We start from the raw sequence: 10913 nt of genomic DNA, 5'->3' as shown, positions 1-10913 counted from the left end.
TCATTGGTAGGTAGTATTAAAATTAAACTACCTATAATCTTCTAATGAAACAAGGACTAAAAATAAGGTTAGTCCCTATTTTAGTCCCTGCTATAGTATAAAGCATTGATTTTCAATGTTGTTTGCGGAGAGAGAGGGATTCGAACCCCCGGAGGTGTTACCCTCAACGGTTTTCAAGACCGCCGCATTCAACCGCTCTGCCATCTCTCCAAGTGCACAATCACAATTGTTTTCTCAATTATGCGGGTGCAAAGGTACAACTATTTTTATTATCTGCAAATTTTAAAGGCAAAAAATTAGATATTTTTTTTATCCTTTCTATAATTTATTGTTTTACAGATATGAACTATATTGCCTTTGTAAAAAACTAATTGTTCATCGTTGCCAAAAACTCTTCGTTATTGCGCGTTAGCTTAATTTGCTTTTCCATAAATTCCATCGCCTCTATCGGGTTCATTTCTGCCAAATACTTGCGCAATACCCAAGTGCGATTAAGCGTGTTTTCATCAAGCAACAAGTCATCTCTACGAGTAGACGAAGCTATTAAGTCAATAGCTGGGAAAATACGGCGGTTCGAGATACGTCTATCCAATTGTAACTCCATATTACCCGTTCCTTTAAATTCCTCAAAAATTACCTCGTCCATCTTTGAACCTGTCTCAGTAAGAGCCGTAGCGATGATAGAAAGAGAGCCGCCGTTTTCAATATTACGTGCTGCTCCGAAAAAGCGTTTAGGTTTGTGTAAAGCGTTAGCATCTACCCCACCAGTAAGCACTTTTCCCGAAGCTGGTTGCACTGTGTTATAAGCGCGAGCCAAACGGGTGATAGAATCCAACAATATAACCACATCGTGACCACATTCTACCAATCGTTTTGCTTTTTCAAGTACAATATTAGCTATTTTCACGTGTTCGGCAGCTTCCTTATCAAAAGTCGAAGAGATAATCTCTCCTCGCACACTGCGTTGCATATCAGTTACCTCCTCAGGTCGCTCATCAATCAAGAGTACCATTAGGTACACTTCGGGGTGATTTTTGCTAATGGCATTCGCAATATCTTTTAAAAGCATTGTTTTACCCGTCTTAGGTTGTGCCACTATCATACCGCGTTGTCCTTTCCCAATAGGAGCAAAAAGGTCTATCAAGCGAGTAGAAACAGTAGAGCCTTTGCCTGCCAACTCAAATTTTACATCAGGGAAAAGAGGCGTAAGGTGTTCAAATAGTACTCGGTCGCGCACCACTTGGGGGTCAAGTCCGTTTATCTTTATAACTTTTAGTAGCGGATAATACTTTTCGCCATCTTTAGGCGGACGCACTTCTCCATATACAGTATCTCCTGTTTGCAAGCCAAAAAGTCGGATTTGTGAAGAAGATACGTAAATATCATCAGGTGAAGCCAAATAGTTATAGTCCGAAGAACGCAAGAAACCATAACCGTCAGAAGTAATTTCTAAAACCCCCTCACAGTCTACCACGCTGTCAAATTCAAAATCGGGGGCGCGATAACGGTTTTTCTTTTCTTTATCAAAATTCTCATTATTAACAATAGTATTACCATTGTTCACATTTTGATTGTAATTACCATTATTGCCATTGCCATTTTGTACAGGGGAACTGTAGTTTTTTGTTGGAGTAGCATTATTCTGATGATTGTTAGAAACCACAGAAGTAGTGTTTTTCTTCTGATACGTTTTAGATTCATCTGCCGAAGAAGCCTTTTTAACGGTTGGTGTTTTTGAAGTCTTTTCTTGTTTAGAACTGCCTACTTTTTGAGGTACTTCTATTTTCTTTTTACGACTGTTTTTTTTGGGTTCAGTTGTGTTCTCAGTTGTAATAATAGGAGAATTGTCTTTTTGAACTTCTTCTTTTTTGTTGGGGAGTTCTTTTTTTTGATTTTTTAGAATTAGGTCTATGAGTTCAGGCTTATTTACATACCGAAATTTAGGTATATCCAAATGTTTTGCTATTTCCTGTAACTCAGTTAGCTTTTTAGATTTTAACTCTACAATGTTAAGCATTTTAAATAGTTATTATTAAAGTAAGTGATTTTTTTCAGTAGTCAAGATAAGTGAAATTCCTCTTTTTATATAGTTAAGATGGGATATTATTGAAAGTATTTTTTAATCAGAGGTACTGAAATCGGGCGCAAAGATATAAAACATTTAGCAATTAGCAAATTATTTTCTTTTTTTTATTGCCCCGCCAATTCCATTATCAAGTGCATTTTTTTTATTAGCTTCTGATAGAATAAACCTTTTTGCTTTTCAAAATCTAATACTTTTCTTGCTCTATACAAGTTCCCATCGCTACATTACCTTTGTCATTCGTCACCCGTCATTCGTCATTCCTTCCTTTTTCTTTCGTTTTAACATTTTCTACTACACACTCTTAATCATTCATTCCCAACTACTTAAATCCCCTTTCTATACCAATCTTCCAAGATTCGCGTATAAGCTTCCTATAAGCTTTCTATAAGCTAATCCCATCTTAAAAGCACTTTCACACCTGCTACGATACCCTTCGTTTCCTTCCGAAAAGCCCCAATATGCCACTTTTGTAGTACACACTTTGTTAAAGTTTTTTTATTGCCTCAGGTATTTCGGCATTATTGGCATTATTGGCATTTCTGGTATGAATCAATTATTTTGTAGTATCAAAAAAAGAATGTATTTTTGCCTCATAAAGAAGTAACTATGAAAGAACGTAACCCTCTTATCGATGTGCTCAAAGGTTTTGCTATCATCTTGGTAGTGATAGGGCACGCTTCGCAATGGTTTTTGGGTGATGACCGCACCAACCCCTTGTATGTAACCATTTACGCTTTCCATATGCCCCTTTTTATGTTTCTTTCAGGCTATGTAAACTTCAATATTCGTGGCGAACTGAACCTCAGCAAACGCTTTCAGGTGTTGGTGATTCCTTTCTTTGTTTGGTTTTTAATTTCCGCCACCTATCACGGTTATATCCTCGATATAGAAAAAGTATGGGAACATCTTTGCGTGCTTATTTATAAACCCACACAAGGAATGTGGTTCTTGTGGTTGCTATTTTGGGAGTGTGCCTTGCTCTATCTGGCTTTGAAGATTAATAAACATCGTGAAATATGGGTGATGATAGGTCTCTGGAGTATTCTCATCTTCTTGCACCGAGTTACAGGAGCACAACCTATCTTTTATGGATTGCCCGAATTGTGTTGGTATTTCATCTATTTTTCATTGGGTTACGCCACACACAAGTACAAACCTCAAGCGCTGAAAGTTCTGCGCCCTATGGGTTGGGTGAGCGTTATTGCCTTTCCGCTCCTATTGCTCTTCCCTGTCGATAAAACTCATTACATACTCCACTCTCTCCGTTTGTATGCTTTGGCACTTACGGGTATCGCTGCTTCTTATGTTTTATGGGAATGGTGCTGCCGTTCAGAAAATAAGGCAACACAATGTTTGAAGTATTTAGGAGGCATTTCTTTAGAAATATATGTCACCCACTATTATATGCGCTTCTTAGTAGTTTACATCAAAGAATATATAAGTGATAATTTCTATTTGAACGTAGCTATATTTACCGTTTTAGCCATCATCGCTTGCGATATAATACAACGATTGGTACAGCGCGTAAAATGGCTAAGAAGAATACTCTACGGCAGATTTTAGATAGGTGAAAAACTCTTAACTTTTCACTTCTCCATTTCTTTTTCTGCCTTGCGAGCTTCTTCTATATAGTTTTTGAACTCTTTGCCGTATTTAGAATTGGCAACCTCTTTATTGAGTTTTCCATAAATAGAATCTAAGTATTTTACGCGAGTATTGGGGGCATCAACCAATACCACATAAGGGGTGATATACGAATCGGGGTGCGTGAGGGCATAGTTCAGCACAAAGAGGTGACGACGGAAGTTATTTTTCTCCGATGCTGCATTCAGCGAGTCGGCTAAGGTAGTATTACCCGCCTTAAAAGCATTCACTTGCTGTTCGAGGAGTTCAGCATTGCGCATTCCGAACTGTCGCATAGTGTGGGCATACTCTCCATAATCCTTTTGCGATTGTGAACCACTGATATTGGCTTTCACTTCAAACATATCATAAGAACTGTTGATAGTAATCAGCTTAGGTTCACCAAAGAACATTAGGCGGTCACCGAGGTCGGTACCTGCTTGTTTTTTCAAATCGAGGTAAATAAAAAACACTTCAGGACTCTCTAAATGTCGCTTGAAGGTAAACTTACCATTGCCATTGGCTACTACCGAATCGATATTGGTGAGCTTATCGTTTACGAATTGTTGTAGGTAGATAGTACCTACTTTCAATCCGTCGATATTTCCTTCCACAATCATTGTGTTTTTGTCGTCCTTCTTACAAGCTACTATCATTAATAGTGCTGAGACTGCCATTAATATTCTTTTCATTATTGTTTAGTTTTTAGTTATTAAAAAGAGAGACAATTTTGCCAAAGTTTATATGATTGTCATCATTGTCATTGCTTTGTTCTGTGTTTCTTCGTATTCTTTTTCAGGAATAGAGTCTTTGGTAATACCTCCTCCCACATACAAATAGGCTTCGTTATCAGTGATTTGCATACAACGCAAATTCACATAGAATGCTTGGTTATTGTTGGACACCCAGCCACAATAGCCTGTGTAATATTGCCTTTTATAAAGTTCGTTTTCTATAATAAAGGTGCGAGCTTCCTCAGTAGGATAACCACAGACGGCTGGTGTAGGGTGCAGACGTTTTATTAACTCATATACTTTATCAGGAGCTATCTTCCCTTTTATTTTAGTACATAAATGCATCAGACTACCTGCTTGCACAGTTTGAACTGCTGAAACCTCAAGTTCATTAACATACTCTTGTAACTGCTGCACGATGGTATCAGTAACTATTTGCTGTTCTTCTTTTTCCTTAGTATGCCAATGTATCTCACCTTCTTTAAAAGGTTGTGTCCCTGCCAATGCCATTGTGCAAAAATCTTCGCCATTACTGCGGAAGAGCGTTTCGGGCGTAGCAGCCATCCAAGTTCCTACTTTTGGGTGATAAAACAAATAGCAAAATGCCGAAGGGTATCGTGTCACCATATTGGCAAAGCTCTTAAACGGATTTACCACTTCTTTGATAGTTATCTTGCGCGAAAGAACCACTTTCTCAAAATGACCTCTGTGTATCTCATCAATAGCTTTGGTTACTAAACCTATGTGCTTTTGTTTTTCGGCTTCGGTATCTTCTAAAATATCAATATTAGTATTTTCTACAATCGATTGTGTAGGCAAATGGCTTACGGTAACTTTGTTAGCAGTGATGATAACAGCAGGTTCGTTAGCATCGAAAGGAGCGAAAACAAATCCCTCTTGTTCTTCTTTATCAGTGTTAAAAAAATGAAGTGTATCATCTTCTTGTTGCAACAATATTACTGAAGTGTGATAAGGGGGCTTGTAGCACACAAAAGGTAAGTGTTCAGCATATTTGTGCTGTACTTGTTTTAAAAGTTCTTCAAATGAAATATAATCTTCAGTTTTAATCTTCATATAAATTAAATGCTTACCGTGCTACGGCTTATATCGTTTGTGAATCATAAAAAGCTTTAAAAGCACCATTTCGTGCCAATAGCTCATCTTTGGTACCTTGTTCTACTAATTTTCCTTTGTCGAGCATCAGTATTTTATCGGCGTATTTAGTGATAGACACACGATGACTCACTATAATTACGGTCTTGCCTTTTAAGGTATCGCGCAAATTAGTTAAAATCTTCTCTTCGGTATCAGTATCTACGGCTGATAAACAATCGTCTAACAAATAAATTTCGGCTTCTTTGAGCAAGGCTCTTGCGATAGCTACTCGTTGGCGTTGCCCGCCACTGAGTGATACCCCGCGCTCTCCAAGCACCGAGTCGTATTGATGGGTGAACTCTGTAATATTGTTGTGTACCACTGCTTTTTGGCAGGCTTGTATTATCTGTTCTTCGGTAGCATTTTTATTGCCAAAGCGCAAATTGTTGCGAATAGTGTCCGAAAACAAAAAGTTCTCCTGTGGCACTACCGAAATAGCTCTTCGCAAGCTGTGTAGATTCAATTCTCTTACGGGTTTGCCTCCTATCAGTACTTCACCCTGATTAGCATCGTACATACGTACAATGAGATCTAACAGTGTAGTCTTACCACTACCGGTTTTGCCTATAACGGCTACTGTTTGTCCTGCTTCTATATGGAAAGATACGTCTTTAAGAGCTTCTATCCCCGTATCTTCATAACGGAAAGATACTTTATCAAATGTAATATCTCCTTTAATAGGCGTAAGCTCTCCTACCTGATTGCGTATCTGAGATACTTCGGAAAGAAACTCGTTGATGCGCTTTTGCGAGGCTTCCGCTTGCTGTACAATAGAACTTACCCATCCCACCGTAGCCACAGGCCAAGTGAGCATCATCACGTAAATACTGAACTCTACAATTACTCCAATTGATTGTATTTCACCGGTGTAATAGAGCTTTCCCCCAATAAAGATTACAAAGATAAGGCTCAATCCTATCATCAGTATCATTGTAGGGATAAAGAAAGCCTGTATCTTAGCGAGCTTGATGTTTTTCTGACGACCATCTTCGGCGAGTACTGCTAATTGCGCATCGGTAGCCACCTCGTTATTATACGATTTTATCACCCCGATACCCGAGAAAGTTTCTTGTGAGAAAGTAGAAAGGTCGGATAGGTAGGCTTGTACCTTCATCGTTTCGATATTAATCTTTTTGCTCATTTTGTAGATAAGCAAAGAGAGAATAGGCAATGGGATAAGGGTGTAGATAGTAAGCTTGGGAGAGATGATAAACATTAGCGGAATTACGCAAGCAAAAAGTGTAATAGTTTGCACACTGTACATAATAGCAGGACCTGCGTACATACGTACTTTCGATACGTCCTCGCTGATACGGTTCATCAGGTCACCTACTCGGTTGCGTTTGTAGAAGCTAAGCGATAACTGTTCGTATTTTTTAAATATCTCGTTTTTCATATCGTATTCGATGTAACGAGATACATTGATGATAAGCTGACGCATAAAGAACATCAGCACCGCCGATATGATAGTTGTACCGATGATAATAAGCGCGTATTCTATAAGTAAGGAAGTCATTTGTGAGGCATCTTTGTTAGCCGATTTAGCAAAGTCCTCAATGGCTGCGATAGAGTTTTTTACATATCGCGGCATAAAGAGTGAAAACACTCGCGACACTATGGTAATAAGTATCCCAAGTAGTAAGTGGTATTTATATTTATAAAAATATTTACGTATATGTCTCAGATGTGCCATTGGCTTAAATTCTCAATCAGAGTGCAAAAGTAATAAATAATGAGCAAATAACAATAGAAACTCAACTATTAAAACTTCGGCAACTCCCAATGGTATTTTACCGATAGCAATCGCACAGCTATAACTACCATTATGGTAATGAATACTACTAAGTTGTGATTTACAAAGTTATCAATAAGGAAATAAACAGTACCTCCTGCTATGCAAGCCGTTGCATAAATCTCTTTGTGGAAGACAGCAGGTAGTTTGTTGGCTAATATATCCCGAATAACTCCTCCGAAGCTACCTGTCATCGTACCTAAGATAATAGCAATAGTAGGCGACAAGCCAAAACGCAATGCTTTTTCTATCCCGATAATAGTGAACACCCCCAGCCCTATAGTATCAAACACCATCAGCGATTTGCTCCAATGCTCAGAGAATTGCTTTTTGAAAACAACAGTAATCACTACACTAATGACTATCATCAATATATACGTAAGGTTGTTCATCCAGAATACCGGTACACTGCCTATCATAATATCGCGGAGCGTCCCCCCTCCTACCCCTGTTACAAAGGCTAAAATGAGCATTCCAAATATATCCATACGTCGTTCTAAACCCACTAACACGCCCGAAATACCAAATACAGCCGTTCCTATTAAGTCCCAGAGATAAATCTGGTCTATCTGCGATAGTACATTGATAAAATCTTCCATTCTAAGTTTTATTTTAATTTCTGTGACTTGCCACACTTCTCTTAGCATTAATGCCAAATCTCCAAAAGTCGCCAAGTGTCCCCTACTGGTACAAACACAAACGCAATAGCTTTTTCCGTATTTTTACAACATACCCCATCGGGATAATAACTAAAAGTATAGGTTTGCAGAGCGTTGATATCATCGGTGAGTAACTCTTCTTCGGTAAGAAGTACACTGCCGTCTTTCTGTACCAACAAACGCATTAAAGGCTCTGCCAAATGCTGTTGCCTAAACGCCATATCAGTAGTGAATTGCTTGAAGAAAGCGGGGAACTGCTTTTGCTGGTCTACCAGCTGTTTAGTTTGCTTTTCCATTTCGGCATAAGGTAATAAGCTACCGTCCTTTCGCTGTAAGAATACCTGTTTGCAATCATCTTTAGCTACACAAAAGGTGTACAAATGTATATCGGCATAAGGCAATTTGCTCATTAACTGATAGCGGTAATACGCTTTACTATCTTGTTGCAAGCTATCTTGCACCCAATAGGTACGATTACTACCCGCAAGACTCTCTATCTGTTGTATTTTTGCTTTTACTTCTGCCAATTCAGCAACTGTTTGCTTAGCAGTCTCAGTATTACAGCTCTTTTTTAAGCTAATAATAGAGTTATCGCAAGCTAAAACCAGTAGTAAAAGGGGTATTGTTAAAAGAAATTTCATTTATTGTTTTTTTATCTTCCGCAGATTATTGTCACGTCCTTTTTACTTTTTATCTTAAACAAATTCAAATCTTACCATTCCGTCTGCATCTATCTTAGTGAGCTTTACTTTGTGCAATGTATTCACTAAGGAAGGATCCCACGGGGCTTTTACCTTTACATAATTCTCAGTAAATCCGTGAATGTAACCCTGTTTGTTGTCGCTCTCAAAAAGCACAGTCTTCTCTTTCCCCAGCTGACTCGTATAAAAGGCATTGCGTTTCTTTGCCGAGAGTCCACGTAACATCTTACTGCGCTTAGCGCGTACAGCATCGGGCACTACCCCGTCCATTAGCACCGCCTCAGTATTGTCGCGCTCGGAATAAGTAAATACGTGCAGATAGGAGATATCCAAATCATTCAGGAAGTAATACGTTTCCAAAAAGTGCTCATCAGTCTCCCCCGGAAAGCCTACAATTACATCTACCCCTATGCAAGCATCGGGCATCACTTCGCGTATTTTGGCTACTCTACTCACATAAAGCTCACGCAGGTAGCGGCGTTTCATCTTTTTGAGAATTTCATTACTTCCACTTTGTAACGGAATGTGAAAGTGAGGCACAAAGCTGTTAGATTGCGCTATAAAGTCGATTGTTTCGTCCTTAATGAGATTCGGCTCAATCGATGAGATGCGCAGGCGTTCTATGCCTTCAACCTTATCAAGGGCTTGCACAAGTTCCAAAAAGGTATGCTCGTGCTTTTTGTTGCCAAATTCTCCCTTGCCGTAATCACCTATATTCACGCCCGTAAGCACAATTTCTTTGATACCTTTATCCGAGATTTTCTTAGCATTAGCAATGATATTCTCAATAGTATCACTACGCGAAATACCACGTGCCATCGGTATGGTACAGTAAGTGCACTTGTAGTCGCAACCGTCCTGCACTTTTAGGAAAGCCCTCGTACGGTCTCCAATAGAGTAGCTCCCCACATAGAAATCAGTTTCCGAAATCTCGCAGGAGTGTACCACACCCTCATTGTTTTTGGTAAGGTCGTCGATATATTGAGTAATGTTGAACTTTTCTTTTGCTCCCAACACCAAATCTACCCCATCTACCGAAGCGAGTTCTTCGGGTTTCAGCTGGGCATAACAACCCACTGCCGCCAAGAATGCCTTAGGGTTTGTTTTCAGTGCTTTACGTACGATTTGTTTGAATTGCTTGTCAGCATTTTCAGTTACTGAACAAGTATTGATTACATATATATCAGCGGGTTCGTCAAAATCTACGCGCTGGTAGCCTTCTTCTTCAAAGCTTCGCGCAATAGTTGAAGTCTCCGAGAAGTTCAGTTTGCAACCCAAAGTATAAAATGCTACTTTCTTCATTATTAATTGTCAATTATCAATTGTCAATTGTTAATCGTTAAAAAATTCTCTCTCTAAAAAATACTGTACAATGGCTTTTTTCATCAGTATGGTTTGTTCACCAGGCTTTAGGTCAGGGAGGTTTTGCACCAAACGGTAATGAGGCCAGCCGTCAGGGTCTGTAAATTCGTATTGGTAATAGCCAAAGGGTTCTAAGAGCTTACAAATGCCAATGTGCATCAAGTCTACTTTCTCATCTTTGACGTAAGTGCGTCCCAATTGTCCCAATTCTTGTACCCCAATGAGGTAAATAATCCCATCTATCCCCAACATTTCCCCTTCGGTAAAAGTATCGGAAAGGCGTTGTACCACCTCTTCCCAACGGGCTTTTAGTAGCTCGTGTTCGGTCATAATAAATTCATTTAGGGTGCAAAAGTACAAAAAAAAATCATATTGCAAATTTGTGCTACATCTGCCTTACCTTCATCTTATCCCCTCTTTAGTTCCACCTTATCGTCGTTCTTGGTTTGTCTTTTCTTCGTCCTTTCTTCGTCTTTTATTTATCTGCCCGTGCGGCTCGCTTCGGCTTTTGTTCGTCTTTTGTTCGTCTTTTGTTCGGCTTTTGTTCGTCTTTTGTTCGTCTTTTGTTCGTCTTTTCTTCGTCTTTTCTTCGTCTTTTCTTCGTCTTTTGTTTATCTGCCCGTGCGGCTCGCACCTCCAAGTTTCTCCGAAAAACTCCAACCAACCTCTCTCTCCTTTTTACAAGGCGTAGCCTTGATTTTGTTTAAATTTTGTTTAATTTCTGAGGCACAGCCTCATTCCTCTAACTCGAGCTTGCTCCCTATTTACTAATTTTCTAATTTTCTAATTTTCTAATTTTCT

The 10913-nt window shown here is 39.1% G+C and carries 9 protein-coding genes and 1 tRNA gene; 1 reads left to right on the top strand and 9 read right to left on the bottom strand.

Going from position 1 to position 10913, the window contains the following annotated elements; all coding sequences use genetic code 11:
- Positions 1-125: 125 nt before the first annotated feature.
- Positions 126-210: transfer RNA gene (locus HMPREF9078_RS03425), tRNA-Ser, on the bottom strand.
- A gap of 157 nt (positions 211-367) precedes the next feature.
- A complete protein-coding gene (rho, locus tag HMPREF9078_RS03420) occupies positions 368-2017 on the bottom strand; it encodes a transcription termination factor Rho (RefSeq protein ID WP_009419353.1) in 1650 nt (549 codons plus the stop codon).
- A gap of 675 nt (positions 2018-2692) precedes the next feature.
- Here rho and HMPREF9078_RS03415 point away from each other — a divergent pair.
- Complete coding sequence (locus tag HMPREF9078_RS03415) at positions 2693-3649, top strand: acyltransferase family protein (protein WP_009419352.1); 957 nt, start codon at positions 2693-2695, stop codon at positions 3647-3649.
- Between the two features lie 23 nt (positions 3650-3672).
- On the opposite strand, the gene HMPREF9078_RS03410 is transcribed toward HMPREF9078_RS03415, so the two are convergent.
- The 7 genes from HMPREF9078_RS03410 to HMPREF9078_RS03380 all read right to left on the bottom strand — a co-directional run bounded on the left by HMPREF9078_RS03410 (position 3673) and on the right by HMPREF9078_RS03380 (position 10442).
- The gene (locus HMPREF9078_RS03410; RefSeq protein ID WP_009419351.1) at positions 3673-4401 is read right to left on the bottom strand and encodes a DUF4369 domain-containing protein; all 729 of its coding nucleotides are present in this window, start codon (positions 4399-4401) and stop codon (positions 3673-3675) included.
- Between the two features lie 48 nt (positions 4402-4449).
- A complete protein-coding gene (locus HMPREF9078_RS03405; RefSeq protein WP_009419350.1) occupies positions 4450-5517 on the bottom strand; it encodes an isochorismate synthase in 1068 nt (355 codons plus the stop codon).
- A 28-nt stretch (positions 5518-5545) separates the two neighbouring features.
- Entirely contained in the window at positions 5546-7291 is a 1746-nt protein-coding gene (locus tag HMPREF9078_RS03400) for an ABC transporter ATP-binding protein (protein ID WP_083477076.1), read from the bottom strand.
- Positions 7292-7359: 68 nt separating this feature from the next.
- Positions 7360-7989, bottom strand: coding sequence for a trimeric intracellular cation channel family protein (locus HMPREF9078_RS03395; protein ID WP_002675733.1), 630 nt, complete (start codon positions 7987-7989; stop codon positions 7360-7362).
- 47 nt (positions 7990-8036) lie between these two features.
- Complete coding sequence (locus tag HMPREF9078_RS03390; protein WP_009419348.1) at positions 8037-8690, bottom strand: hypothetical protein; 654 nt, start codon at positions 8688-8690, stop codon at positions 8037-8039.
- Between the two features lie 54 nt (positions 8691-8744).
- Complete coding sequence (mtaB, locus tag HMPREF9078_RS03385; RefSeq protein WP_009419347.1) at positions 8745-10052, bottom strand: tRNA (N(6)-L-threonylcarbamoyladenosine(37)-C(2))-methylthiotransferase MtaB; 1308 nt, start codon at positions 10050-10052, stop codon at positions 8745-8747.
- A 30-nt stretch (positions 10053-10082) separates the two neighbouring features.
- Positions 10083-10442 carry a hypothetical protein gene (locus tag HMPREF9078_RS03380; protein WP_009419346.1) on the bottom strand — a complete coding sequence of 120 codons (360 nt, stop codon included), beginning with the start codon at positions 10440-10442 and terminating at the stop codon, positions 10083-10085.
- Between the last annotated feature and the right edge of the window lie 471 nt (positions 10443-10913).

Origin of the sequence: Capnocytophaga sp. oral taxon 380 str. F0488 (assembly GCF_000318255.2) — a bacterium.
GTDB lineage: Bacteria > Bacteroidota > Bacteroidia > Flavobacteriales > Flavobacteriaceae > Capnocytophaga > Capnocytophaga ochracea.
Note: the sequence above shows the minus strand (reverse complement) of the source record. Positions and strands in the feature narration are given on the sequence as shown.

Coding starts and splice junctions, on each gene's coding strand:
- mtaB (WP_009419347.1), bottom strand. CDS start 10,052: ATGAAGAAAGTAGCATTTTATACTTTGGGTTGCAAACTGAACTTCTCG.
- HMPREF9078_RS03415 (WP_009419352.1), top strand. CDS start 2,693: ATGAAAGAACGTAACCCTCTTATCGATGTGCTCAAAGGTTTTGCTATC.
- HMPREF9078_RS03410 (WP_009419351.1), bottom strand. CDS start 4,401: ATGAAAAGAATATTAATGGCAGTCTCAGCACTATTAATGATAGTAGCT.
- HMPREF9078_RS03395 (WP_002675733.1), bottom strand. CDS start 7,989: ATGGAAGATTTTATCAATGTACTATCGCAGATAGACCAGATTTATCTC.
- HMPREF9078_RS03405 (WP_009419350.1), bottom strand. CDS start 5,517: ATGAAGATTAAAACTGAAGATTATATTTCATTTGAAGAACTTTTAAAA.
- HMPREF9078_RS03390 (WP_009419348.1), bottom strand. CDS start 8,690: ATGAAATTTCTTTTAACAATACCCCTTTTACTACTGGTTTTAGCTTGC.
- rho (WP_009419353.1), bottom strand. CDS start 2,017: ATGCTTAACATTGTAGAGTTAAAATCTAAAAAGCTAACTGAGTTACAG.
- HMPREF9078_RS03400 (WP_083477076.1), bottom strand. CDS start 7,291: ATGGCACATCTGAGACATATACGTAAATATTTTTATAAATATAAATAC.
- HMPREF9078_RS03380 (WP_009419346.1), bottom strand. CDS start 10,442: ATGACCGAACACGAGCTACTAAAAGCCCGTTGGGAAGAGGTGGTACAA.